Source organism: Ruegeria sp. AB6, assembly GCF_056542685.1.
On record NZ_JBQGAD010000005.1, the window covers coordinates 1 to 26,428 of the forward strand.

At 58.8% G+C, this 26,428-nt stretch carries 21 protein-coding genes; 11 read left to right on the plus strand and 10 right to left on the minus strand.

Translation table 11 applies throughout. From position 1 onward, the window contains the following. Both ACR0DB_RS11790 and ACR0DB_RS11795 read left to right on the plus strand, forming a co-directional pair. Positions 1–131 (plus strand): fumarylacetoacetate hydrolase family protein (locus ACR0DB_RS11790; protein ID WP_480551464.1); only part of this gene is annotated, 131 nt, incomplete at its 5' end. Positions 132–318: 187 nt separating this feature from the next. Continuing rightward, positions 319–996 (plus strand): GntR family transcriptional regulator, encoded by a 678-nt coding sequence (locus tag ACR0DB_RS11795; protein WP_480551063.1) that lies wholly within the window; start codon positions 319–321, stop codon positions 994–996. Between the two features lie 2 nt (positions 997–998). Here the strand turns inward: ACR0DB_RS11795 and ACR0DB_RS11800 are convergent, their stop codons facing one another. The 7 genes from ACR0DB_RS11800 to ACR0DB_RS11830 form a co-directional block, all read right to left on the minus strand. Continuing rightward, positions 999–1,955: an ABC transporter ATP-binding protein gene (locus tag ACR0DB_RS11800; RefSeq protein ID WP_170773081.1), complete on the minus strand. Its 957-nt coding sequence runs from the start codon at positions 1,953–1,955 to the stop codon at positions 999–1,001. After that, complete coding sequence (locus ACR0DB_RS11805) at positions 1,952–2,929, minus strand: ABC transporter ATP-binding protein (RefSeq protein WP_480551065.1); 978 nt, start codon at positions 2,927–2,929, stop codon at positions 1,952–1,954. Before ACR0DB_RS11805 ends, ACR0DB_RS11800 begins: the two co-directional genes overlap by 4 nt. 4 nt (positions 2,930–2,933) lie before the next feature. Then, positions 2,934–3,836: an ABC transporter permease subunit gene (locus ACR0DB_RS11810; protein WP_170785567.1), complete on the minus strand. Its 903-nt coding sequence runs from the start codon at positions 3,834–3,836 to the stop codon at positions 2,934–2,936. Continuing rightward, complete coding sequence (locus ACR0DB_RS11815; RefSeq protein WP_480551068.1) at positions 3,836–4,843, minus strand: ABC transporter permease subunit; 1,008 nt, start codon at positions 4,841–4,843, stop codon at positions 3,836–3,838. Before ACR0DB_RS11815 ends, ACR0DB_RS11810 begins: the two co-directional genes overlap by 1 nt. Further along, complete coding sequence (locus ACR0DB_RS11820) at positions 4,843–5,937, minus strand: M24 family metallopeptidase (protein ID WP_480551070.1); 1,095 nt, start codon at positions 5,935–5,937, stop codon at positions 4,843–4,845. Before ACR0DB_RS11820 ends, ACR0DB_RS11815 begins: the two co-directional genes overlap by 1 nt. 67 nt (positions 5,938–6,004) lie before the next feature. Next, positions 6,005–7,588, minus strand: coding sequence for an ABC transporter substrate-binding protein (locus ACR0DB_RS11825; protein WP_170773089.1), 1,584 nt, complete (start codon positions 7,586–7,588; stop codon positions 6,005–6,007). Positions 7,589–7,851: 263 nt separating this feature from the next. After that, complete coding sequence (locus tag ACR0DB_RS11830) at positions 7,852–8,772, minus strand: LysR family transcriptional regulator (protein ID WP_480551072.1); 921 nt, start codon at positions 8,770–8,772, stop codon at positions 7,852–7,854. Positions 8,773–9,113: 341 nt separating this feature from the next. Here ACR0DB_RS11830 and ACR0DB_RS11835 point away from each other — a divergent pair, with 341 nt between their 5' ends. The 5 genes from ACR0DB_RS11835 (at position 9,114) to ACR0DB_RS11855 (ending at position 18,631) form a co-directional block, all read left to right on the plus strand. Then, positions 9,114–13,301, plus strand: coding sequence for a beta strand repeat-containing protein (locus ACR0DB_RS11835; protein WP_480551074.1), 4,188 nt, complete (start codon positions 9,114–9,116; stop codon positions 13,299–13,301). Between the two features lie 61 nt (positions 13,302–13,362). Then, positions 13,363–15,120, plus strand: coding sequence for a type I secretion system permease/ATPase (locus ACR0DB_RS11840; protein ID WP_480551076.1), 1,758 nt, complete (start codon positions 13,363–13,365; stop codon positions 15,118–15,120). Beyond that, a complete protein-coding gene (locus ACR0DB_RS11845; RefSeq protein WP_170773098.1) occupies positions 15,117–16,487 on the plus strand; it encodes an HlyD family type I secretion periplasmic adaptor subunit in 1,371 nt (456 codons plus the stop codon). Before ACR0DB_RS11840 ends, ACR0DB_RS11845 begins: the two co-directional genes overlap by 4 nt. Before the next feature lie 134 nt (positions 16,488–16,621). Next, entirely contained in the window at positions 16,622–17,383 is a 762-nt protein-coding gene (locus tag ACR0DB_RS11850; RefSeq protein ID WP_480551078.1) for an HAD-IIB family hydrolase, read from the plus strand. A gap of 18 nt (positions 17,384–17,401) precedes the next feature. Further along, positions 17,402–18,631, plus strand: a complete 1,230-nt coding sequence (locus tag ACR0DB_RS11855; RefSeq protein ID WP_480551080.1) for a glycosyltransferase family protein — start codon at positions 17,402–17,404, stop codon at positions 18,629–18,631. On the opposite strand, the gene ACR0DB_RS11860 is transcribed toward ACR0DB_RS11855, so the two are convergent. Both ACR0DB_RS11860 and ACR0DB_RS11865 read right to left on the minus strand, forming a co-directional pair. Continuing rightward, positions 18,615–20,351 carry a sugar phosphorylase gene (locus ACR0DB_RS11860; RefSeq protein WP_480551466.1) on the minus strand — a complete coding sequence of 579 codons (1,737 nt, stop codon included), beginning with the start codon at positions 20,349–20,351 and terminating at the stop codon, positions 18,615–18,617. The genes ACR0DB_RS11855 and ACR0DB_RS11860 overlap by 17 nt on opposite strands. 131 nt (positions 20,352–20,482) lie before the next feature. Then, positions 20,483–21,103 (minus strand): TetR/AcrR family transcriptional regulator, encoded by a 621-nt coding sequence (locus ACR0DB_RS11865; protein ID WP_480551082.1) that lies wholly within the window; start codon positions 21,101–21,103, stop codon positions 20,483–20,485. A gap of 192 nt (positions 21,104–21,295) precedes the next feature. Here ACR0DB_RS11865 and ACR0DB_RS11870 point away from each other — a divergent pair, with 192 nt between their 5' ends. The 4 genes from ACR0DB_RS11870 to ACR0DB_RS11885 all read left to right on the plus strand — a co-directional run bounded on the left by ACR0DB_RS11870 (position 21,296) and on the right by ACR0DB_RS11885 (position 25,068). After that, complete coding sequence (locus ACR0DB_RS11870; RefSeq protein WP_480551084.1) at positions 21,296–22,225, plus strand: AEC family transporter; 930 nt, start codon at positions 21,296–21,298, stop codon at positions 22,223–22,225. Between the two features lie 105 nt (positions 22,226–22,330). Continuing rightward, positions 22,331–23,164: an S-formylglutathione hydrolase gene (fghA, locus tag ACR0DB_RS11875; RefSeq protein WP_480551086.1), complete on the plus strand. Its 834-nt coding sequence runs from the start codon at positions 22,331–22,333 to the stop codon at positions 23,162–23,164. A 3-nt stretch (positions 23,165–23,167) separates the two neighbouring features. Further along, positions 23,168–24,616 carry a Si-specific NAD(P)(+) transhydrogenase gene (gene sthA, locus ACR0DB_RS11880; RefSeq protein ID WP_170785590.1) on the plus strand — a complete coding sequence of 483 codons (1,449 nt, stop codon included), beginning with the start codon at positions 23,168–23,170 and terminating at the stop codon, positions 24,614–24,616. After that, positions 24,613–25,068 carry a YaiI/YqxD family protein gene (locus ACR0DB_RS11885; RefSeq protein WP_480551088.1) on the plus strand — a complete coding sequence of 152 codons (456 nt, stop codon included), beginning with the start codon at positions 24,613–24,615 and terminating at the stop codon, positions 25,066–25,068. The genes sthA and ACR0DB_RS11885 overlap by 4 nt, the downstream gene beginning before the upstream one ends. An 89-nt stretch (positions 25,069–25,157) precedes the next feature. On the opposite strand, the gene ACR0DB_RS11890 is transcribed toward ACR0DB_RS11885, so the two are convergent. Next, positions 25,158–26,393, minus strand: coding sequence for an MFS transporter (locus ACR0DB_RS11890; RefSeq protein ID WP_480551090.1), 1,236 nt, complete (start codon positions 26,391–26,393; stop codon positions 25,158–25,160). Between the last annotated feature and the right edge of the window lie 35 nt (positions 26,394–26,428).

Here is a 26,428-nt window from a genome sequence, read left to right on the forward strand (position 1 = left end):
TGATCTCGACCGGGACGCCTCCGGGTGTTGGGATGGGACAGAACCCGCAAACCTATCTGAAGCCCGGCGACAAGATGGAGTTGGGGATCGAAGGACTGGGCGTGCAACGGCAGGATGTTGTTCAGGGCTAACCCTGGCACCAAATCACTTACCAATGGACCCCAGATCGCATCAGCAGTCTGGGGTTTTATTTTAATGGCTGCATCAACCGAATGTCAGGTCAGCTTGGGTGCGCAAAATACCCATTCGCTAAGGCCTTGGAAATCTCGCCTCCAGTTTGTACTTTGGATACAAAATGCACTGCCCGAGATGAACACAATGCCAAGCACCCGCGCGATCCCACGGCAAAGCCTGCCAGATGTCATTACCAATGACTTGCGCGAGCGAATCCTCAGCGGCGAGATGGCCGAGGGTGAGACCATCCGCCAAGAAGCGCTGGCCGAGGACTATGATGTCTCGCGCATGCCGATCCGCGAGGCGCTCAAGCGGTTGGATGCCGAAGGGCTGGTACAATTGACCAACAATCGCGGCGCTGCCGTGACCACGCACTCGCTGGACGAAATCGCCGAGATATTCGACCTACGCGTGTTGCTCGAAGTTGACCTGTTCCGCCGCGCGATCCCACTTATGACCGAAGCCGATTTCGCCATATGCGAAAGGTTGCTGGATGAGATGGAGAAATCCTACGAAGCCTACGATGTCGGGCGCTGGGGCGGTCTGAACTATGAATATCATAAGGCGCTTTATGCAGCGGCAGGGCGCGGGCTTACCAATGACATTCTGCAACGGGTCAATGTGCAATCGGATCGCTATGTCCGTATGCATCTAAGCGTCATGGAACAGCGCGAACCCGCCAAGCGTGATCATGGCGAGTTACTGGCCCTTGCCCGCGCGCGCGATGTCGAAGCCGGGTGCGATCTGCTAACCCGGCACATCCAACGCACCAAAGACCAGTTGCTGGCCATGGTCACGGCAACGCGAAACTCCGAAGACTAGGGTCAGTCCAGCGGATGCAGACAGGCCACGCGATGGGCTTCGCCTGACAGCTCTGGCGGGGCTGCGCGGCATTCATCTGTTGCGAGCCAACATCTTTGCGCAAAAGCGCAGCCTTTGGGGATGTTCATGGGTGAGGGCAACTCGCCCTCCAGCTTGATCCGTTCCTTGCGCGCCTCAGGGTCCGCGCGCGGCGTGGTCGATAACAGCGCCTTGGAATAGGGATGACGGGGGGCGGCGAACAGTTGGTCTTTCGTGGCGTGCTCGACCGCGCGGCCCAGATACATAACGATCACATCATCGGCGAAGTGTTTAACTACCGACAGGTCATGCGAGATGAACAGATAGGCAAGGTTCAGGCGCTCTTGCAATTCGACCAGAAGGTTCAGGATTTGCGACTGGATCGACACGTCCAAGGCCGAGACCGGCTCGTCCAGCACCAGCACTTTGGGGTTCAGCATCAGCGCGCGTGCAATTGCGATCCGCTGACGTTGACCGCCCGAGAACATGTGCGGATAGCGGTCATAGTGTTCCGACCGCAGCCCGACCAGATCAATCATCTCGCGCGCCCGTGCTTCGCGGTCGGCGGCAGACATGTCAGGGCGGTTGATGATCAGCGGCTCCTGCAGAATTTGCCCAATCCGCTGGCGTGGGTTCAATGAGCCATAGGGGTCCTGAAACACGATCTGCACCGTATCGCGCATCTGCGCCCATTTCGACGGCGTGATATCGACCCCGTCAATGGACAACGTGCCCGAGGTCGGCTCTTCGATCATCGTAACGACGCGCGCCAGAGTGGACTTGCCACAGCCCGACTCGCCGACGATCGCCAGTGTCTTGCCCGGTTGCAGCGCGAAGTCGACGCCGGACAGGGCTTTGACCGTAGCCGATTTCGACAACAACCCGCCCTTGACCTCATAGTGTCGCGCCAGCGCGTTTGCCTGAACGATAGGAGCTGTCATGCCATTTCTCCGGCTGCAATTCTTTCGACATGGTGACACCGCGCCTTGCCGAACAAATCGCTATGCGGTGTGGGCGGGATGGCCTGACAGGTGCCATCGGCGAACTGACAGCGTGGGCTGAACAGACAGCCTTTGGGGCGGTCGAACTGCCCCGGCACCACACCCGGAATCGTCGGCAACATTTTAGAGGTCGCCCGTTCCGGCAGTGCGCTTAGCAACGCAGAGGTATAGGGGTGGCGCGGGGTGCGGAACAGATCTTTGACGGGCTGTTCTTCAACCTTTTGACCAGCGTATTGTACCTGCACGCGTTCGGCGGTTTCGGCCACCACGCCCATATCGTGGGTGATCAGCACCAGACCCATCCCCTGTTCATCGCGCAGCCGCACCAGAAGGTCCAGAATCTGCGCCTGAATGGTGACGTCCAGCGCTGTTGTCGGCTCATCAGCGATCAGTAGCTTGGGGTTGCAGGCAATCGCCATGGCGATCATGACCCGCTGGTTCATACCGCCTGACATTTGGTGCGGAAAGGTATTCAACCGGCTTTCCGGCGCGGGAATGCCGACCTGATCAAACAGCTCGATCGCGCGTTGGTGACGATCCTTGCGGTTCAGGCCCAGATGGATACGCAGCGCTTCTTTGATCTGGAAGCCCACAGTAAAACAGGGGTTCAGCGACGACATCGGCTCCTGAAAGATCATGGCGATGTCCTTGCCGATGATCTTGCGCCGGTCACGGGCCGAGATTTTGGTCAGGTCAATGCCCTCGAAACTCAGCTGGTCGGCGGTGATCGTGGCGGTCCAAGGCAACAGGCCCATCAGCGCCAGCATCGACACGGATTTGCCCGAGCCGCTTTCGCCCACAATGGCCATCAGCTCGCCCTTGTCGACAGAAAGGTCCACACCGTCCACGGCGCGGAACTGGCCCGAGGCGGTGGCAAACTCGACAGTGAGGTTTCGGATATCCAACAAGCTCATATCGTCAGCTCCGCTTCAGTTTCGGGTCCAGCGCGTCGCGCAGGCCGTCGCCCATCAGGTTGATCGCCAGCACCGTGACCAGAATGGCAAGGCCGGGGAAGGTGACGACCCACCAGGCGCGCAGAATGAACTCGCGCGCTTCGGCCAGCATGGTGCCCCATTCCGGCGTGGGTGGCTGTGCACCCATGCCCAGAAATCCAAGGGCGGCTGCGTCCAGAATGGCGGTCGAGAAAGACAATGCCGCCTGCACTATGATCGGGGCCAGACAGTTAGGCAGCACAGTCTTGAACATCAGCCGCGCCTTGCCCGCGCCCGCCACACGGGCCGAGGTCACATAGTCTTTCTGCCGCTCAGACAGAACCGAGGCTCGGGTCAGGCGCACGTAATGCGGCTGAAAAACGATGGCGATGGCGATCATCGCATTGGTCAGCGACGGCCCAAGAATAGCCACCAGCACCAGCGCCAACAGCAGCGAGGGGAAGGACAGGATGATATCCATCACCCGCATGATCAGCGTATCGACCCATTTCGGTGCAAAGCCGGACAATAGCCCGATGATCACGCCGCCCGTCACGGCCACACAGACAACAACGATGCCCACAAAGAAGGAATAGCGTGATCCCATGATCAGCCGCGACAGCATATCCCGCCCCAACGGATCGGTGCCCAGCGGGAAGGCCCAGCTGCCGCCCTCTTGCCACGCGGGGGGTTGCAGGATGTGATCGCGGAACTGTTCGGTCGGGTCATAGGGTGCCAGCAAAGGCGCAAAAGCCGCGCAGATCACGAAGGCCATGAACACATACAACCCGATCACCGCGCCACGGTTTTCGCTGAAATAGAACCAGAATTCGCGCAGGGCGCTGGGGCGGTCCTCGGTCTTGGGGGTGGTTGCGGAAAGCTCGGCCATCACCGTCTCCGGATTTTGGGGTTAATGATGCCGTAAAGGACATCGACCATCAGGTTCACCAGCATCACGATCACGGCGATCATCAGCAGCCCGCCCTGCACCACCGGATAATCGCGGCGGAAAATACTGTCGACCATCCACTTGCCGATGCCCGGCCAGCTAAAGATCGTCTCGGTCAGAATTGCGCCCGCAAGCAGCGTACCGACCGACAGGCCGATCACCGTGATCACCGGGATCAGAGCATTGCGCAGCGCATGCAGCCCGTTGATCCGCGTGGGCGCAAGACCCTTGGCGCGGGCGGTGCGAATGTAATCCTCGCCCAAAACTTCTAACATGGCCGAGCGAGTCTGGCGCGCGATCACCGCCAGCGGGATGGTGCCCAGCACGATGGTCGGCAGAATCAGGTGGCGTACGGCTGAGGTAAACGCCCCCTCCTGCCCCGACAGCAAGCTGTCGATCAGCATGAACCCGGTCACGCTGGGGAAGTAATACAGCAGGTCGATCCGCCCCGATACCGGCGTCCAACCCAGATTGCCCGAGAACACGATGATCAGCAGCAGGGCCCACCAGAAGATCGGCATCGAATAGCCAACCAAAGCCGAGGACATCAACGCGCGGTCAAAGAACCTGCCTCGGTTCACGGCTGCAATCACACCCGCAGGTAAGCCCAGAGCCACCGCAAAGATCATTGCGCAGATCGACAGTTCCAGCGTGGCGGGGAACAAGGCAAAGAACTCATCCCAGACCGGTTTCTTAGTGACAAAGCTTTCGCCCAAGTCGCCATGCATAACGCCGACCAGATAGTCCCAGTATTGCTGCAGCACCGGTTTGTCGAAGCCCAGCTTGACCACCATCTCTTGATAGCGTTCTTCAGTCATACCGCGTTCTCCGGCCATGACGATGATGGGATCGCCGGGCAGCACCCGGATGAACATGAAGGAAATCAGCGTCACGCCCAGAAATGTCGGAACGAACATTCCAAGGCGCGAAAGGAAGTAGCCAAACATCAGCGACCTATGATTGTGAGATCTTTGGGAAAGCGGGTCAGTGACCGACAGCCATCCTGCGTCACCAGAACGTCATCTTCGATCCGTACACCAAAATTTCCGAGGTCATAAAGCCCCGGCTCATTGGTCCAGACCATGCCGGGAAGGATGTCCTGATGATTTCCACGCATGACATAGGGCGCTTCATGCACATCGCGGCCCAACCCGTGCCCGGTTTTGGTGCGTATACGGTCAGCATAGGGCGATGCCTCAAGCACGCGGGTGACGGCATCGTCGATGTCATGCGCCGTAGCACCGGGGCGGCAGGCGTTGAACCCTTCGAGGTTGGCACGCAGGACGGTGTCGTAGACATCCCTGCCCTCGTCTGAAACTTCGGCCACAAAGAAAGTGCGGGTGATATCGGCGGCAAAGCCGTGTTTGCGCGCGCCAAAATCGAACAACAACGCGTCGCCGGGTTTGATCTGATAATCCGCACGCGCCTTGCCATGCGGTTGGGCCGAATTGTCACCAGCCGCCACAATCGGCGCGAACGCCAATGAGGCCGCACCCTCGGCGAACAGTGCCTGAATCAGCGCCTGTTCGATCTGTTTTTCCGTCTGTCCGACGCGCACATCGGCTATCACACGCTCCAGCGCGCGTTCCGAGATATCAATTGCCGCTTGCAGTGCCGCGATATCGTCATCGGTCTTTATGATCCGCAAGCCCGAGATTTCGCGTTCGGCATCCACAATGCGCAGATCGGGCAGCGCGTTGGTGAAAGCCTTCGACACAAAGACCCGCATCACTTGCCCTTCGACGGCCAGCGATGTCAGCGGCATGTGCGCGGCCAAAGCGGCAAAAGCGCTGTCATAGCCCGCCTGGTCCATCCAATCGAACACGGCACCGTCAAAGCCGACCAGCGCCCAGGTGCCAAGCTCCAGATTGGGGACAATCGCGGCGGGACTACCTCGGGCCGGGATAACGACCACAAAGGGTCGCTCGTGGCTCATGAAGGGTTTCCCCAACGCGCGGGTGAAATTGGGACCGGGCACGAGGGCCACGGCATCGACTGACATGTCCTTTGCCAGTTGACGGTACTCGGACAAATCCGGCATGGGGGCCGACCTCCAAAAAAGAAAACCGGAGCCGCCATACGGGCGGCTCCGATCCGTGAGTGATGATTTATTCGACGCTGACGCCGTAGAAGATGTGACCGCCCAGCGGGTGGACTTTGTAGCCCTGCACTTCGTTGCGCATCGGCATGTAAACGACTGAGTGTGCGATGGTGGCCCAGGGGGCTTGCTCTTTGAAGATGACCTGCGCCTCTTCATACAGCTTGGTGCGCTCGGCCTGATCAGTGGTCTGCTTGGCCTTCAGGATCAGATCTTCGAAGGGCTCGTGGCACCATTGCGCACGGTTCGAGGCTTCGCGGCCGTCGCAACCCAGCAGCACGGCCAGGAAGTTGTCTGGATCGCCGTTGTCACCGGTCCAACCCAGCAGAACAGCACCGTCGCGGTTCAGTTCTTTAGAGCGTGACAGGTACTCGCCCCATTCATAGGAGACGATCTCGACATCCACGCCGACCTTGGCGAAATCTGCCTGGATTAGCTCGGCCATGCGGCGGGCGTTCGGGTTATAGGGGCGTTGAACCGGCATCGCCCAGACTTTCATCGACAGATCGCTGACGCCTTCGGCTTCCAGCATCGCCTTGGCCGCTTCGGGATCATAGGCATCGTCGGTGATGGCCTCGTTATAACCCCACATGGTCGGCGGAATCGGGTTCTTGGCCGCTTGCCCCGAGCCCTGGAACACCACATCGATGATCGCCTGCTTGTCGATCGCCATGTTCAGCGCTTTGCGCACCTTCGGGTTGTCGAACGGCTCCATCGTGGTGTTGTAAGCCAGATAACCCACGTTCAGGCCTTCTTGCTCCATCATGTTGATGTCAGCGTCATCCTGCATCGCCTGAATGTCGGCGGGGTTCGGATAAGGCATGATGTGGCATTCACCCGCCTTCAGCTTTTGATAACGGACCGACGCATCAGGCGTAATCGCAAAGATCAGATTGCTCACATCCGCCGGTGCTTTCCAGTAATCAGCGTTCTGCGCATAGCGGATCACGGCGTCTTTCTGATAGGCCACGAATGAGAACGGGCCGGTGCCGATAGGCGCGGTGTTCAGCTTTTCAGGTGTGCCCGCTTCCATCATCGCGTCGGCATATTCCGCCGACAGGATCGAGGCAAAGTCCATCGCCATGTTGGCGACAAAAGGCGCCTCGGGTTTAGACAGCGTGAATTTCACTGTGTAGTCGTCGATCTTTTCTATGGACTCGACTAGATCGGGCATACCCATGCCCTGAAAATATTCCCACGTACCGCCAGACACCTGATTATAGGGGTGGCCTTCATCCTTCTGGCGCATGAACGAGAAGATCACGTCATCGGCGTTGAAGTCGCGGGTTGGGGTGAATTCGTCGTTCGAGTGGAATTTGACGCCCTGACGCAGCTTGAACGTATATTCCAAACCGTCATCGCTGGCCTCGACGCTTTCGGCCAAGCCTGGGATCACATTGGTGGTGCCGGTCTCAAATTCCAGCAGGCGGTTGTAGATCGGGTGCGAGGACGCATCAAAGGTGGTGCCAGCGGTGAACAGCGCCGGGTCAAAACCTTCGGGCGAGCCTTCCGAGCAATAGACCAACGTATTTGCCTGTGCCGCAGCGCTGGACAACGCAATCGCTGCGGTTGCGGCCAAAAACTTAAGTTTCATGAGTTTCTCCCAGAAATGTCGTTCGTTTGGTTTTCGCTTAGTGCTTTTTTGTCAGAACACGCTTTGGCGACTCTTGCCGCCGCGAAATCACTGCTCAATGTATCCAAAATACAAAATCCATTGTCAACAAAGTTAACGAGTCCGCGAGCGCGTGCATACGCAAAGACAGCCATCCGGCGTGGGACGGCCCGGTTCTGTTCCTAGCTTTGAGGGGAATCAGTCGCGCCGACTTTGATACAGCGCAAGTTTTCGGATTTCCGCGATCACATCTGGAATGTTGGGGCCACACCGACCGGAGGCTGTTCCAGAACGAACGCCCCGATCCGATCCAAAAGCGGCCGTCTTGGACAACCCGGACGGGTCGCCGCGCCTAGATCGCGCAGGTTGCCCGGCGCGTCAAAGGGGATAAAGCACAAAGGCCAGCGGTCGCGTTTGAATTGCTCGGCCGCCAGGGCCGACACGATTGTACAATCGTCGGAATGACAAATATGCCGACAGATCGTCTCGAACCGCAGCGCGCTTAGGTCGAACCGCTTACTGGCGCGGTTTGCCGGGTCGATCTTGGGAAGACGGTTTTCCAGCTCATAGCCGAAACTATGCGGCAGGCGGATGAAATCGTGACGCGGCACTTCCTCAGGCGCAATCGATGGCAGGGTGCAAAGCGGATGCCCCTCGCGCACCGCAAGAAACAACGGCTCGGACCAGATCGACGTGAACTCCAGCGTCTCGGTGTTGTTGACCTTGGCGACCAGTGCAAGATCCAATGTGTGATCTTCTACCATGCGCAACATGTTATGCGGCAGGTCCTCGATCATCGTCACACGCATGTTCGGGAACAGGGCGCTGAACAGGTCCGAGAAATACTGCGTCAGATAAGGGGCCAGCGTCGGCGTCATCCCTATAGTGTAAGGAACCGCCTCGGGGTCGCGGAACTTGGTCGCCGTATCGCGTATCTTTTGCGCATCGTTCAGAACACGTTCGGCAATGCGCAGAACTTGTAGACCACAGGCTGTCGGACGCACTTCGTTATTGAGGCGCAGAAACAGTTCAACTCCCAACTCTTGCTCAAGTTTCTTGACCTGATTGGACAATGCGGGTTGCGAGACATTGCAGGCCGCGGCGGCCTGACTGAACTGGCCATGTTTGGCGATGGCCAAGACATATTCCAAATCTCTGAAATTCATTTTCGCAAACTATAAAAACCGAGTCGCACCCCTGCGGGCCGACCAATTCTTACCTCAATGCTACCCCTCGTGTATGAAAACACGATCACGTCTGGTCACATAAGTGTCAACTGTCGCAACCGAATAGTTTACCGAAGTGATCTAAGTTCAGCTAAGTCATTGTTTTTACGCCAAGCGACGCCCAAAATCTTCACGAATAACGTGAGTATTTGCGTTGGTTATACCCCCAATTCGAAGGATGAATTTTAGCTGACCGGCACGGCTGGCTACCCCTTTGATACGCGGAACGCCCATCGCAGCGAGCGATCTGCAAAACGAAACAATTTTTGACGGAGTATCCAATGCTGTCCCAACTTCTAAGCAGCCTTCGCGCACGTCTCTTGACGACGTCCACGCTGGCGCAAGAGACCTCTCGTGATGGTCAGACTCTAATTAACAACTTCGCGCAAAGCACCGTGGTTGATGACACCCCGGCTTTTGTACTGGCAAACGACTTTTCGCGCCTGCTGAACTTTGGTGAAATCATCACCAACAACGCAGTTGCCGCTGTTCAAGCCCAAGGCCAGGACGTCGACATCTTCAACTTCGCCACCGGCCGTATCGAAGCCAACAACGGCCCTGACGCGCTGGCAACCGGTGTTCAGGTCACAGGCAGCGCTTTGATCCGCAACTTTGGCGAGATCGTGGGCGAATTCAACGGCGTGCAATTTGCTGGCGCCGAAAGCTCGGGCAGCCTCGACAACTTTGCAGGCGGCGTGATCAGCTCGGACAGCCGGGCTGTGGACATTCAGGGCCAGGGAATCGACGTTCGCAACTTTGGTGACATCATCGGCACCGGCGATCAGCGCAACGGCACCATCTACACCAACTCGACCGCCGAGGACGTCTCGATCTCGAACTTCACGGGCGGCACCGTTGACGCAGGTGAAGGCAACCAGGGCGCAGGTGTGTCGCTGCAGGTGGGTGACGAGGTCGGCGATCGTGTCGAAACCGACATCTTCAACGGCTTTGGCGCATCCATTCAGGGTCGCGGTCAGGCAGCATCGAACACATCGCTGGCCGGCGACGGCATTCGCGTCGACAACGGCGCCGAGGGCACCATCCTGGAAACCGAAATCGTCAACGGCGGCCTGATTACGTCGGAAAGCACCCAAGGCACTGCCGGTGGTATCCGCATCGCCGACGGCGCCAACACCGAAGGCGAAATCCTGAACACCTCGACCGGGGTGATCGAAGGTGCCGCGAACGGTCTGTATATTGGCCAGGGTGAACATGATCTTGACGTTCTGAACTTCGGCACCATCCAATCCGACAGCCGCGCCGTAAACATCGATGGCACAGGGGTTAACTTGATCAACGGTGGCGACATTCTGGGCACCGACGATCAGCGCAACGGCACCGTCTATGCCGATGGCACCGCCGATGATTTCTCGGTCAACAACCTCGTAACCGGGACCATCGACGCGGGCGAGCACAACCAAGGCTCGGGCTTTGGTGTTGAAATCGGTGACGCACCAGACGGCGTGACCTCGTTCACGCTGGACAACGCCGGTACGATCCAGGGTCGCGGCAACGCCGCAGCGGGCACAAACGCAGCCGGTGACGGCGTGCGGATCGGCAATGTCGGCAACATCGGCACCACCGATGCGGTCATCAACAACACCGGCACCATCGACTCGGAAGGCGCAAACGGTACCGTCGCTGGCGTACGTTTTGTAAACGGCGTCTCGTTCCAAGGTAAGTTCAACAACTCGGGCGATATCTCGGGCGTGCAGAATGGTGTCTATTTCGGCAACCCGGTCAACGGTGAGGGCGCAGATCACACCGGTGGTGTGTTCAACAACCTGGAAGGCGGAACCATCTCGTCCGACAGCCGCGCGTTCAACATTGATGGCATCGGTCTGGAAGTGAACAACGCCGGTGACATCCTTGGCACCGACAATCAGCGCAACGGCACAGTCTATGCTGATGGCACTGCGCAGGACTTTACCTTCAACAACCTTTCGACCGGTGTGGTCGATGCGGGCGAAGGCAATGAAGGTTCGGGCTTTGGCGCTGAGATTGCAGGCGAGAACAGCTTTGAGCTGAACAACGAAGGCACCATCCAGGGTCGCGGCAACGCGGCGGCAGGCACCAATGGCGCCGGAGACGGCATCCGTATTGGCAATGTCGGCAACACGGGCACGTTCTCGGGAACCATCACCAACTCGGGCACCGTTGCATCCGAAGGTGCAAACGGCACCGTCGGTGCGTTCCGTGCGGTGAACAACGTCAACTTCCAAGGTCAGCTGATCAACGAAGAAGGCGGTCTGTTCGAAGGCGGCCAGAACGGTGTGTACTTTGGCACAGGTGATCACACAGGCGGCTCGTTCGTCAACCGTGGCACTGTGACATCGGACAGCCGTGCGGTGAATATCGACGGGATCGGTCTGGATGTTGTCAACGAAGGCGGAATCCTGGGCACTGGCGATCAGCGCAACGGCACAGTCTATGCCGATGGCACTGCTGACAACTACAGCTTCACCAACTCGGGTCTGGTCGATGCAGGCGAAGGCAATAACGGTTCCGCCGTTTCGTTGCAAACCGGCGACGAGTCGGGGGACATCGTGTCCGCAGCAGTCATCAACGAAGGTACGCTGCAAGGTCGTGGCGATGCGCTGGAAGGCAACCAGGTCGGTGACGGTCTGCGCCTGTTCACCAGCCAGGACGACGCCTCTTTCGCGGGTGTTGTGGTCAACGAAGGCCTGATCGCCGGTTCCGAGGACTCGGACGCCGCAGCAGGTATCCGCGTTGATGGCGGCCTGAACCTGGTTGGCGCGATCCTGAACGAAGGCGAAATCCGCGGCACGGTCAATGCGATCGACGCATCGGATGCAGGCTTCGTGACCATCGTCAACGACGACGAAGGCGTGATCAACGGCAACGTTCTGCTGAGCGACGGCGACGACATCTTTGTCGACCTGGGCACCACCAACGGTGATATCTCGGGCGGCGCAGGAGATGACGTTCTGATCGCAGGCGACGCAGACAACGTCATCACCGGCGGTCTGGGCAATGACTTCATCGACGGTGGCGAAGGCATCGACACAGCCGATTTCTCGGATCTGGATGTCGCGGTCGAAGTCAGCCTGGATGCAAACGGCAATGGCACTGCCACACGTGACACAGGCTTTAACGTCACCGTCACCGACGCGGTTGTTGCAGCACCGGATCAGTTCGGATCGTCCATCACCAACGGCGCCGAGTTCGTGGAGCAGGCAGTCCAGGGCAACCTGTACTACAACATCCACACATCGGACTTCCCGGCTGGTGAAATTCGCGGGCAACTGCTGGTTGACAGCGACGTGACCGAGAATGGCATCCGTACTGTCACGCTGAGCGGTGGTCTGGACGCCTCGCAGGAGCCTGGTCCTACATCCGACAGCGAAGCGACCGGTCAGGCGACCCTCGTCGTCACTCAAAACTTGGAAACCGGTGAAGTCACCTATTCCAGCGAGTTGAGCGTGACGGGCCTGAACGAAGCTGATCTGTTGACTCCGATCCCGGGTGTTGTCTCGGCTGTGCACTTGCACAATGCACCTGCTGGTCAGAACGGCCCGGTCTTGCAGGACACGCTGGTAGATGCTGGTGCAACGCTGGATACCGAAGCCACTGGTGGCACAGGTGTCATCGGCGAGGACGTCATCGACAACCAGATCGAAGTGGACATCCTGCGCTCGATCGAGCGGGTTGTCGGCTCGGATGACAGCGACACGATCGACGTCTCCAGCTTTGACGGTGTAACCGTTGATCTGGACCTCAGCGGTCCTTCGCCGAACCCTGCTGGCAGCGGTGATGAAGGTCCGCACGACGGTGCCATCATCCAGAATGGCCAGATCGTCGCCGAAGTTGATGACTTCGAAAACGTTGTAGGCTCGGACGGGGATGACCTGATCCTTGGCAACAACGAGTTCAACATCCTCGACGGTGGTGCCGGCAATGACGCGATCCATTCCTTCGGAGGTGCCGACGTGATCATCGGTGGCGAAGGGATCGACACCGCGCTGTTCACTGCAGGGCCGGGCGTTGTTCTGGATCTGGATGAAGAAGGCAACGGCGTTGCACAGGTCAATGCACCCGATGGTGCAATCCTGGATCAGGTGTTTGGGTTCGAAAACATCAACGGCTCGAACAACGCTGGCAGCCCGAATGGTGGCGACGACATCCTGTCGGGCAACTCGGGGTCCAACACCCTGAACGGTCAGGCCGGTGACGATGTGCTGAACGGTGAGGGTGGCGATGACATCCTGATCGGTGGCGCAGGCAACGACACCTTCGTCTTCGAAGGCAACTTCGGCAACGACGTTATTCAGGACTTCGAAGTCGGTCTGGACCAGCTCCAGTTCGGCGAATTCGGACCCGACTTCGACGGCAGTGTCGGCGTTGCACAAGATGGCGACGACGCGGTCATCACCTTCGGCAGTGAAGGGTCCGTCCGCCTCGCCGGTGTCAACAGCACCGACCTGAACGACGACGACTTTGTCGCGTAACTGACCAACAGCGGGGCGGCCTTGGGTCGCCCCGTTCTTCAAACCGGAAAGGGTCAAAGAAATGTTCAAGCATGCCAATCCCGTCAAAACTGCCTGGGGGTCACTGCGCAAGGGTTTTGTTGCGGTCGCCTTCTTCAGCCTGTTTCTGAACCTGCTTATGCTGGCCGGGCCGCTTTACATGTTGCAGGTCTATGACCGTGTTCTGACCAGCCAGAACGTCGACACACTGATCGCTCTGTCCGTTCTTCTGGTTGGTGTTTTCATTGTAATCGCCTGCCTTGACCTGATGCGGATGCGCATCCTGGGTCGTCTCGCCGCCCGGTTCGAGCTGAGCGTCGGTGCCCCGGTGCTCAGCGCTGCGATGCGCCGCCGGGTGCAGGGCGAAAGCGACGCCGGCGAGCATCTGGTCGAGGATGTCAACGGCTTCCGCGAGTTCATCTCGGGCACGACCCTGATCGCCTTTTTCGACGCCCCTTGGATCCCGATCTATTTGATGGTGCTGTATGTTCTGCACCCACTGCTGGGCCTGCTGGGTCTGGTCGGCGCGCTGACCTTGACCATCATGGCATTGATCAACAACTCGCGCGCCCGCGGCCCGATGGAGCAAGCCTCGCAGGCGCGTGGACGTTCTGACGCGCTGTTCAACACCAGCGACAAGAACGCCGAACTTGTGCATGCGCTGGGGATGAAGTCGGACCTGCTGCGCCGCTGGACGGCGTTGCAAGCCGATGCACACCAGTACAAGACCCGTGCGGCGGACCGTGTGGCCAGCTTCTCGGTACTGTCCAAAACGATCCGCATGGGCCTGCAATCGGCCATTCTGGGTCTGGGTGCCGCGCTGGCCATCACTGGGGAATCCACCGCCGGTGTTATGATCGCCGCAACCATCGTTCTGGCCCGCGCCTTGTCGCCTATCGACCAGTTGATCGGCCAGTGGCGCACCTTCCTGGCCGCGCGCGGTTCCTATGCCAAGATCAAGAAACTGACCGAGGATTATGCGGAAGCGCCGACCAATCTGAACCTGCCACGCGCATTCAAATCGCTGGACGTCAAGATCGCGCAGGCTGGTCCGCCGCGTGCGATGAACGCAACGGTCCGCGGTATCGATTTCAGCCTGCAACCGGGTGATGTGCTGGCTGTGATCGGCCATAGCGGATCGGGGAAGACCACGCTGGGCAAGATGCTGGCCGGGATCTGGTTCCCGCAGCGCGGCGAGGTTCTGTTGGACGGCAGCCCGCTGTCGAAATGGAACAACGAAGACCTTGGCAAACAGATCGGCTACCTGCCGCAGGATGTTGAGCTGTTTGACGGCACAATCCGCGAAAACATCGGCCGATTCTCGATTGCCATTGACGACGCCGAGGTTCTGCGTGCCGCGCGCGAGGCCGGCGTGCACGAGCTGATCAGCTCGCTGCCCGACGGCTATGAAACGCGCATCGGCAAGGGTTTTTTCCTGTCTGGCGGTCAACGCCAGCGTCTGGCCCTGGCCCGCGCGCTTTATGGTGATCCGTTCGTTCTGGTTCTGGACGAACCGAACTCGGACTTGGATGCCGAAGGCGAACAGGCTCTGCGTGACGCTATTCTGGCCGCGCAAGCCCGCCGAGCGATCTCGATCGTGATGACGCACCGTCCGGCCACCCTGCAAGCGGCCAACAAGGTCATGGTGCTGCGCGACGGTAACCAGACCCAATTCGGCGACAAAGACGACGTGCTGAAGGTTAACCGGCGCAACGTTCTTGATACCCCCAATCAACCCGGCGCTGCGACCCCGTCGCCACGCCCTGCAAATGAAATTCAGATCAGCGGAGCAGCCCAATGACAAACTTGGTTCCCCACTCCCAATCCTACTGTGCAGTTGCCTTTCACGAGGCGCAGCTGAAGGAAATCAACGACACCACATCAAATATCGGACGCTATATCCTGTTCGGCGTCTTCACCCTGATGGCCTTTGTCGGCGGCAGCGCCTATTGGGCCCTGGCCTCGAAACTGGACGGCGCAGTAGTTGCCCCTGCCTCGTTCGTGGTCGAAGGCGACCGCAAAACGGTCGAGCATCTGGATGGCGGCATCATTCACGCAATCCTCGTCACGGATGGCGAGTTTGTGCAGGCCGGGCAACCCCTCGTGCGGCTCGACAGCACCGAGATCGACGTCGATCTTAGCGTGCAGGGCAGCCAGTTGGGCGAGCTTTCAGTACGCCGCGCCCGTCTGCTGGCACAGATGAGCGGCCAAGGTCACTTCTACGAAGCTGCCGCATTTGCGGGTTTTCAGGAAGGCATGGAGCGCCTGCATTGGGTCTCGCCCTATCTGACGCAGAAACAACTCTTCGATGCCGAGGCCCGCGCCCGCAACACCGAAGCCCAAATCAACGCGCAGCGCGTGTCGGGTCTGCGTGCCCAGATCGCGGGTTTGAATGAGCAACGCCAAAGCACCCAAAACCAGATCGAGATCACCAAAGGTGAGCTGACCAATCTGGAATCCCTGTTGGCCAAAGGTCTGGTTGCTGTCACCCGTGTCAGCGCGCGCCGGATCGAGTTGGAGCGTCTTAATGGTGTCGATGCCTCGCTGCGCACGCAAATCGCGCAAGCCGAAAACCAGGTGCAGGAACTGGAATTGTCGCTGATCAGCCAGCAGAAACTGCGTGATGAGGTCATCGCCGGAGAACTGGCCGTAGTCGAAGCCCAGCTTGATCTGGTCCGTCCGCAATTTGCAGGAACGCTGGCCCGTCTGAACCGCACGCAGGTTCTGGCCCCGACCAGCGGCCGTGTGGTGAACCTGGCGGTATCAACGACCGGTGGTGTGATCCGACCCGGTGAGCCGATCATGGACATCGTGCCCGCCGATCAGGCCCTGATCGTCGAAGCCCGCGTCAAGACCGGCGACATCGACAAGCTGCATATCGGGCAAACCACGCGCATTCGCCTGTCTGCCTTCGCACAGGCCGATGTTCCCGAAGCCAATGGTCAGATCTTCGACATTTCAGCCGACGCGCTGGAAGACGACCGCACAGGCGAGGCCTACTACAAAGCCCGCGTCAAATTGGACGCCGATCAGCCGCAGGCGATCGCGGCACTGGATCTGGTGCCGGGAATGCCCGCCGATCTGTTTGTGAATACCGGCGAACGGGCAGTCTTTACCTACCTGTCGCAACCTATCAGCGACCGGTTGGCCAAAACGTTTATCGAGTGACCTGGGTACCCCCGCGCCTATTTTTTAGGCGCGGGTTGTTCATTTGGCGTATTTATCACCGCCATACATTTACTTCGCTCGGGCATGGTTTTCTAATTTGACGATATGAAACTTTGCACGACCCCTCCCCGGCCATGACACGCGCGCCTGATTTATTGGTTTTTTCCGATCTCGACGGGACGCTGCTGGATCATCACGACTATAGCTGGGCAGCCGCCAAACCCGGACTTCAACGCCTGTCTTACCTGAAGGCCGGTCTGGTCTTGGCCAGCAGTAAAACCGCAGCAGAAATCCTGCCTCTGCAACAGGAACTCGGGCTTTTGGGGATGCCCGCCATCGTTGAAAACGGCGCAGGCGTTCTATGGCCGGACCAGCCCGATAGCGGCGAAACCTGTTATGCCAAGCTGCGGGCAATTCTCGCAGAACTGCCCAAGGGATTTGAAGGCTTCGGGGATATGTCCGATAGCGAGATCGCCAATTTGACGGGCCTCGACCCCCAGCAGGCGTCGCTTGCCCGACAGCGTCGGTTTAGCGAGCCGGGCCTGTGGACTGGCTCCACTTCAGGCCTTGAAGCATTCCTTGCTGCCGCGCAGGAACACGGATTGCACGCGCGTCAGGGTGGGCGATTTCTGACCTTGTCGTTTGGCTCGACCAAAGCGGACGCGATGCGCGAGGTTATCAGCCACTTTACCCCTCGTCTGACGATCGCTTTGGGGGATGCTCCGAATGACCGTGAGATGCTGGAGCTGGCCGATCACGGCGTGGTCGTGCACAACCCCCACAGCGCTGGGATATCGCAGTTTCCGTCCGATACCGAAGCCCGCATTCTCAGAACAAAACAGGCAGGTCCACAAGGTTGGTCGGACGCGATTTTGGCGCTGACCCGGGATATTTGACAAAACGAGGCGCACGACATGGCCGATTTTCACCAGAACGGAAACATTACCACTCTGCACAACCTGCGCAGCAGACCCGCTGGCCAGTTGGCCCATGAAATCTCGGTCTTTGCCGAGACGCGCAAGATCACTCTGATCCTGCCCTGCCTCTATTCAGAGTTGGCAGGTCCCGCATTGACCGGGATTTTGCACGAACTGGCGCAAGTGCCCTACCTGCACCGCGTCATTATTGGGTTGGATCAAGCGGATGAGACGCAATATCGCCACGCGCGGGCGTTCTTTGCCGATCTGCCGCAAAACCATGCCGTCATCTGGAATGACAGCCCCCGCCTGACTGCGTTGCAGGCGCATCTGCAAGAACTGGGACTGGCGCCGCAAGAGCCGGGCAAGGGCAAGAATGTTTGGTCCTGCATAGGGTATCTGCTGGCTTGCGCCGACAGTTCCGTGATGGCGATCCATGATTGCGATATCGTAACCTATGACCGGCAAATGCTGGATCGTCTGGTCTATCCGGTGGTGAACCCAACCTTTCCGTTCCAGATGGCCAAGGGGTTCTACCCCCGCATTGGCAGTGGCAAGCTGAACGGCCGCGTCACGCGCCTGTTGGTCAGCCCGCTGCTAATCGCGCTGAAAAAGGTCATTGGCGACCGGGATTACCTCGATTACCTGCGCAGTTTTCGCTATCCGCTGTCGGGAGAGTTCGCGATCCGCACGCCCACCCTGCCCGACCTGCGCATTCCATCCGATTGGGGGCTAGAGATCGGCGTATTGTCTGAAGCGTGGCGTAATCTGGCCCCGAAATCCGTCTGTCAGGTCGAGATTGCCGACAATTACGACCACAAACATCAAGACCTTTCGCCCGAGGACGCAAATCGCGGCCTGTCGCGTATGTCCACCGATATCTGCAAGGCGATCTTCCGCAAACTGGCCGCCGATGGCACCGTGTTTACGCCCAATACGTTCCGCACGCTCAAGGCGACCTACTATCGCTCGGCGCTGGATCTGCTCGAGGGTTACTATACCGATGCCAAGATGAACGGGCTGGAACTGGACCGCCACAAGGAAGAGAAGTCCATCGAGCTGTTCGCCGAAAACATCATTCGCGCCGGGCAGGTGTTTCTGGACAACCCGCATGAGACGCCGTTCATCCCTACATGGAACCGAGTGCATTCGGCCGACCCCGAGTTTCTGCTGCGTCTCAAGGCCGCCGTATCCGACGATCTGGACGAATTCAGCCCGCGTTCGTGATCCAGCGGCACTGATACGGAGCCAGAACAATATCCGGGCCGTTGGTGGCTAGGATTTCGCCGGTCAATGCGTCGGTCCAGACCTCTTCGGCGATCATATTGATCTCGGCGGGGCTGACATGGACCAATTCAGCCGAGACATTGTGCAGCGCAAAGATCGACTGGCTGCGATCCAGACTCTGCCGCCAGATGCCAAAGACGCGATCATCCAGCCGCAGGGTAAACTGCGTGGCGTTGGGGTGAAAGGCCGGTTGCTGCGACCGCAGGTGCAGACGTTTGGACAGCTCTGACAATACCAGCGCCTGATTTGACCCCGGATCGGCCAGACGTGCCAACAAATCGGGATAGTGCCAGCGATGCCGGTTGATCGCCCGGTTCATGCCGCGCCGTTCGACGGCCTCGTGATCATTGGGCGTGGCCAGAAGGGAATGGATGAAAAAGGCTGGTATCCCCTCCAAAGACATTACGATGGTCTGCGAACAGATGAACCGTGCCAGATGATATTGATCGGGGCCGTGGAACGTCTCGGACATGGCATCGAAATACCCGCAGTTAAGCTCATAGGGTTCCTCGCGCCCGTCGGGCAGCGCGCGCATCGAAACCAATCCGCCGATCCGGCGCACCGTGTCGATCATTCGGTCCTTTTCCTCGGGGGGCAAAACGCCCTCGGCCGGGCGCATCCCGATGCCGTCATGGCTGGCGGTGAAGTTTAGATAGGCGCAGCCCAGCTGCGCGGGTGGCATCGCGGCCTGCCATTCACGCAGATATTGCGCCGTACCTGATTGCATCGCATGCAGGATCAAAGGCGGCAGAGGGAAGTTATAAACCGCGTGCGCCTCGTTCCGGTTGCCAAAATAGCTGAGGTTTTCAGTCCGCGGCACGTTGGTTTCCGTAAGCAGAACCAGCGTTTCGGTGGCATAGTCGCACAACAGCCGCAACAATTGCACGATGGCGTGCGTTTGCGGCAGGTGGATGCAATTCGTTCCGATCACTTTCCACACGAACGCCACCGCATCCAGTCGCAGAATACGCACGCCCTTGTCGATGTGCAGGCGGATGATCCGCAGCATCTCGATCAGAACCTCGGGGTTCGAGAAATCCAGATCGACCTGATCGTGGCTGAAAGTGCACCAAACGTATTTCTCGCCCTCGCTGGTATCGACTTGCCGCAACAACGGCGTGGTGCGAGGACGGACAACCGCAGACAGATCATCCTCGGGTGAAGCTTCAAAAAAGAACCGGTTGTGTGGCGGTTTACCCTGCAGATAGTTTGTGAACCACACACCCTGACTTGAAACATGGTTCAGCACAAGATCGGACATCAGGTGGAAATCACTGGCAATCCGAGTGATGTCCGGCCAACCTCCCAGCTGCGTACTGACGCTGTAATAATCCGATACCGCGAACCCATCATCGGAGGTGAATGGAAAGAACGGAAGGATATGAACGCCATTGACCACCCCGTTCAGGTGACGGATCAGAAAATCATGCAGCAGATCAAGCGGCTTGTGCACCTGATCTTCAATCGAATTGCCGTAAGTGATCAGAACGCTGTCTTTCTCGGACCAAAGACCATTGCCCGGCTTGCGTCCTTGTTTGCGACGATGTGTGCCAGTTGGCCAGAACGCCTCGGAGACGCGCTTCGCAATGTCCGGCACGTCCTTGTCAGGGTAGATCTGCGCGACAAGCTCAGCCAGCCGGCGCGAGAAACTGGAATTCACACTGGTCAAAAGTTCCGGACCTTTGGTTTCATACGCCCGATGGTTCGCTATTATTCCGGCGCAGTCAAACCCAGCCTTGAGGCGACGCGCAGAGCCACGTCCCAATGCCTAAAGTTTAACCAAATCCCGACCTATCGAACCCCGTAATTTGCCATGAACATGTCGACCGCCTGCAAGGCGACCACATCTATTTCGTCCTGCGAAAACTGGTTCTGAATTCCAAAAACGGCCCGTGCCCAAATCCGTACCTTACACAACTCCGAGAACTGCTCGGCCGCGAGTTGTACATCCTCAATCGCCAACTCGCCATTTTTGACTGCCAGTTGCAGATACTCCGCAATGTGGCCGGTACCGCGTTTCGGCCCGGCCTCAAAAAACGCGCGGCCCAGTTCCGGGAACCTGTCGCGCTCGGCCACGCAAATACGGAAAACCTGTTGCGCAAAATCAGATACAAGAAATGCGGTCAACTGTTTTGCCGTGATCAACAGAACGTCGCGCACCGGCAGCGTATCGTCCACCATCGACACGACGTGTTCGGCCATGAGGGTACATTCTGTCTGCGCAACTTCCATGAATAACAGACGTTTATCAGGAAAATAGCTGTAAAGCGTCGCCTTGGACACCCCGGCCGCGCGCGCAATATCGTCAACACTTGCGCCTTCGAACCCATCCGCCATGAACACTTCGCGCGCACCGCGCAATACCTGATCGAACTTGCGTCCGGTGCGCAAAATGGCGGCTGGTTCTGACATGCTCACTCCGTTGATGAAGAGGTTAAAGTTTATAAACCGTTTAGTTCAGACACAACGATTCGCACAAAATGATGCCGCCGAAACCCTACAAAACCGGTAATTTTGTCTAGACGTATCCAACGCGGTCTTTGATCCCCATGACCATACATACGCGGCCTTGTCGTTCTGCCAAACCGTGCTAACACTTCGGCCATGGTCGATATCTTTTTGCGCACCCTGCCTTTTTTCGCGATCATCGGCCTGGGATACTGGGCCGGTCGCACCCGCTTTTTTACCGAAGAGGCGACGGCCTATCTGACCAAATTCGTGTTCTATTTCGCCCTGTCGGCCATGCTGTTTCGATTTGCCGCCACCCTGCCTTTTGCCGAGATTTTCAATGTGCGTCTTGTCATCGGCTATCTTATAGGCACGGTGGCCGTCTACGGACTGGCCACTTGCGTCGCTTGGCTGCGCGGGCTCGATTTTCCAACCGCCGCGGTCGAGGCGCAGTGCGCGGCCATCGGCAACGTGGGGTTTCTGGGCCTTCCGATGCTCGCGCTTCTGTTCACCGAGGCCGCGATCGGCCCCGTCATGCTGGTGCTGACCGTTGATCTGGTGGTGTTCTCGTCGCTGATCGTGATCCTGATCAATGCAGGTCGCGACGGGCGGTTGGCCCCGGCCACGTTCAAACTAATCGGACTGGGTCTGGTAAAAAACCCGATGATCGTGTCCATTTCGGCCGGAATGCTTTGGTCCGCAATGCAGTTTCCTGTCCCAGCGCCATTGAATGACTTTCTGACCATTCTTGGCGGTGCAGCCACACCCGGCGCGCTTTTCGCCATCGGGGCGTCGCTGGCCTCCAAATCCGCCGAACGGGTTCAGGTCGCCGGGTGGTTGAGTTTTTGCAAACTCGTGGTTCATCCCGCCTGTGTGGCGGTGGCCTTGCTGTGGATCATGCCAATTGCCGCCTTTCCGGCCTCGGTGGCCATTGCCGCCGCTGCGCTGCCGGTCGCCGGAAATGTCTATATGCTGGCCGCGCATTATAACGTCGCCCCTCATCGGGCATCGGCGGCTATCCTTCTGTCGACCGCCGCAAGTATCCTGACCGTTCCACTGGTCATCGCGTGGGTCAGCACGCCCTGATCATCACCTTTCCGAAAAATGCGCGCACCCAGTGTCCGCCGCACTTTACGTACGGCTTTTGGGCGGTTAGCCATGGCGCAACCCCAATGTAAGGACACAAGCCAGATGGAAACCGTTTCGGAAAACACCTGCTTCGGAGGCGTCCAGGGCGTCTACCGCCATGCCTCGACCGCTTGCCAATGCGACATGACCTTTGGCCTGTTTCTGCCTGCCGAGGCCAAGGACGGCCCAGTTCCAGTCCTGTGGTATCTTTCGGGCCTGACCTGCACCCATGAAAACGCGATGACCAAAGCGGGCGCGCAGGCGTGGGCGGCAGAACAAGGGATTGCGGTTGTGTTTCCCGACACCTCTCCGCGTGGTGAGGGCGTGGCCGATCACGAGGACTACGATCTGGGCCAAGGTGCGGGCTTTTACGTGAACGCGACCCAAACCCCTTGGGCCCCACATTTCAACATGTGGGATTACGTGGCCGAGGAACTGCCAGCCCTGCTGGCTGAAAACTTTGCCATCGACATGGAGCGTCAAGCCATCACAGGCCATTCGATGGGCGGTCATGGCGCGCTGACGCTAGCAATGAACCTGCCGGGGCGCTACCGCTCGGTCTCGGCTTTTGCGCCAATCTCAAACCCGACGGGGGCCGATTGGGGTCGCAAGCAGCTCAGCGCTTATTTGGGCGATGATGAGGCCGCATGGACCAAACATGACGCCTCGCTGATGATGAAGGAAAAAGGCTTTGACGGCCCCATCCTGATCGACACCGGGGCCAGCGATCAATTCATGGACCTGCTGCGCCCCGAGGCGCTGGCGCAGGCGATAGCTGAACGTCGCCAACAGGCAACCTTCCGGCTACAACCGGGTTATGACCATTCGTATTTCTTTGTGTCGACCTTCATGGAAGATCATATCACCTTCCACGCCGAGGCGCTGTACGGAGACTAACGCATGAGCGATTTCGACTACGACCTGATCATCATCGGGTCTGGCCCTTCGGGGCGGGCGGCTGCGATTCAGGCAGGCAAACTGCAACGCCGGGTGCTGGTGATCGACCGCAAAGACCGCTTGGGCGGCGTTTCGGTTCACACCGGTACGATCCCGTCGAAGACCCTGCGGGAAACCGTGCTGAACCTCTCAGGATGGCGCGAGCGCAGTTTCTATGGGCGGTCCTACCGGGTGAAAGACCAGATCCGGGCCGAAGACCTCAAGGCCCGGTTGCACATGACGCTGGATCACGAGGTCGATGTTCTGGAACACCAGTTCAACCGCAACCACGTGGAGACGCTGAACGGTCTGGCGAAATTCGTCGGCCCGCATGAGATCGAGGTTGCAACGGATGCGGGCAAGACGACCCGGCTGACAGCCGCCAAGTTCCTGATCGCCACCGGCACCAAGACCTACCGGCCCGATTATGTGCCCTTCAACGGCAAGACCGTGGTGGACGGCGACGATTTCCTTGAAATGGACGAGATCCCCCGGTCGCTCTGCGTGATCGGCGCGGGCGTGATCGGGGTGGAATATGCCACCATGTTCTCGGCGCTGGATGTGCGGGTCACGTTGATCGAGCCGCGCGAGACATTTCTGGACTTCATCGACAGCCGGTTGATCCACGATTTCACCCATCAGATCCGCGAAAACGGAGTGGACTTGCGGTTGGGTTCGGCGGTCGAAAAGATCGAAGATGCAGGCGGTCATGTCGAAGTGACGCTTGATAACGGCCGCCATGTCCGGGCCGAGATGCTGCTGTTTGCCGCCGGGCGCATGGGCGCGACATCGGCCCTGAACCTGTCGGCGGTGGGTCTGGAGACAGATCACCGCAACCGGATCACGGTGGATCGCAAGACTTATCAAACCGCTGTGCCGCATATATATGCGACGGGCGACGTGATCGGGCATCCCTCTCTGGCCTCAACCTCATTGCAGCAAGGTCGCGTCGCGGCCTGTCATGCGCTGGAGACCCCAACCCTGCCGGAAAGCCCGTGGTACCCCTACGGCATCTACTCCGTCCCCGAGATTTCCACCTGCGGCATGTCCGAGGAAGAGCTTCAAGAACGCGGTATCCCCTATGAGGTCGGCGTGGCGCGGTTCCGCGAAACCTCGCGCGGGCACATCATGGGACTGGAGCACGGGATGCTGAAGATGCTGTTCTCTCTGAAGACCCGCCGGGTGCTGGGGGTGCAGATCGTCGGTGAAGGCGCAACCGAGCTGATCCATATCGCGCAGGCCGTGCTGAACCTGAAGGGCACCGTGGACTATTTTGTGCAGAACACGTTCAACTATCCGACACTGGCCGAAGCCTATAAAATCGCCGGGCTGGATGCGTTCAACCGAATGCCCATTCCCGAAGAGTTCAAGGTCAAGAAAAAACCCGCAGCAAAACAGGCGAAAAAGGCGTGACCACGCTTTATATCGATGCGGATGCCTGCCCGGTAAAAGCCGAGGCTGAACGTGTGGCGACCCGGCACAAGGTACCGATGGCACTGGTGTCAAACGGGGGTTTGCGCCCCTCGGCCAATCCTTTGGTACAGGTTGTGGTCGTATCTGAGGGCGCGGACGAGGCGGACAAGTGGATAGCCGAGCGCTGCGGTGTCGGCGATGTGGTGGTGACGTCCGACATCCCGCTGGCCGCAAAATGCGTCGAAGCCGGTGCGCGGGTTCTCCGCCCCAATGGCGAGGCCTTCACCGCCGCCAATATCGGCCAGCAACTGGCGATGCGCGATCTGATGGCCGACCTGCGCGCGGCCAATCCGCTGGGCGCGGGTGGCGGAGGGAAACCCTTCAACAGGGCCGACCGATCCCGGTTTCTGGATGCCTTGGAACGGGAGTTACGCGCAGCACAAAGGGAGTAACACTCCCGCCCGTCGAAGCCGCATCAAAGATGCGTCACCTCCGGTTGGGCCGGGCAGCGCGTGCCGCGCTGCGGTTTTTAAGGCCATGGTCACGCTGGAACAGGGGTACGGTTTTCGCGGATGGGCAGGTGAACGATTGCGCTGAAAGCACCGATGGCAACGCCGATCCACCAGACCATCGTGTAGTCGCCATAAGCGTCATACATGCGGCCCCCCAACCAAATGCCCAAAAAACTACCAATCTGGTGACTGAAAAAGATGATCCCGTAGAGCGTACCCATATACCGCAACCCATAAAGATGAGCGACCAGCCCTGATGTCAGCGGGATTGTGGCCAGCCATAGCGACCCCATGACCAGAGAAAAGACGATGACAGAGATCGGTGTAATCGGAAAGACGATGAAGACAGCGGCCGCAAGTGTCCGCGCCGTGTAGACCCCGGCCAACAGATATTTCTTGGGAAAGCGGCTACCCGCCCAACCCGCTACCAGTGTGCCGCCTATATTAGCCAGACCGATCAGAGAAATCGACACAGCCCCCAGCGCCGATGTTGTCGTGATCCCGACGGCGTGCAGTACTCCTCCTGGTTGGATCGGCCCACACATCTCAGTCACGAAGGCGGGGAAATGGGCGGTGATGAAACCCAATTGGTAGCCACAGCTAAAAAAGCCTAGAAAAATGAGCGCGTAAGATGGGTCTCGGAAAGCGCGCGCCAGGATTTCACCCATGCTGTCCTGCAACTCGGCCTTGGTGGCCGCTTGCGGCGCGCGCATGAAAGGCAATGTCAGGACAAGGGCCAGAATAAGCAGCGCGAAGATGATGAAAACCTGCTGCCAGGGCAGAAAGCTCAGCATCCATTCGGCTGCGGGGGCGCCAAGGACCTGTCCAAAGCTGCCCGCTGCCGTCACGATAGCCAGAGACATCGAGCGGTTCTTATCCGAAGACGCCCGCCCGACAACAGCCAAGATTACACCAAACCCGGTTCCGGCAATGCCAAAACCTACAAGCCAAGCGTATAGTTGATGTTCGAACGGTGTCACCGACCATGCGGTCAGGACCATGCCCGCGGCATAAGTCAGCGCTCCAAGAACAATCGCGCGCCTGTCACCAATTTTTTCCGCAAGCGCACCAAAGATCGGCTGGCCGATCCCCCAGGCCAGGTTTTGAATCGCAATCGCCATCGAGAAGTCGGTGCGCAGCCAGCCGAATTCGTCGGCGATCGGAATCTGGAACACCCCGAACGACGCGCGTACGGCAAAGCTAACCGTGATGATGATGCAGCCAACGATCAGGATCGGGTTCAGCAGGCGTTCGTATTGCGGCATTGGGCCCTCGGACGGTTCGGTCCAAGGACGGTAGA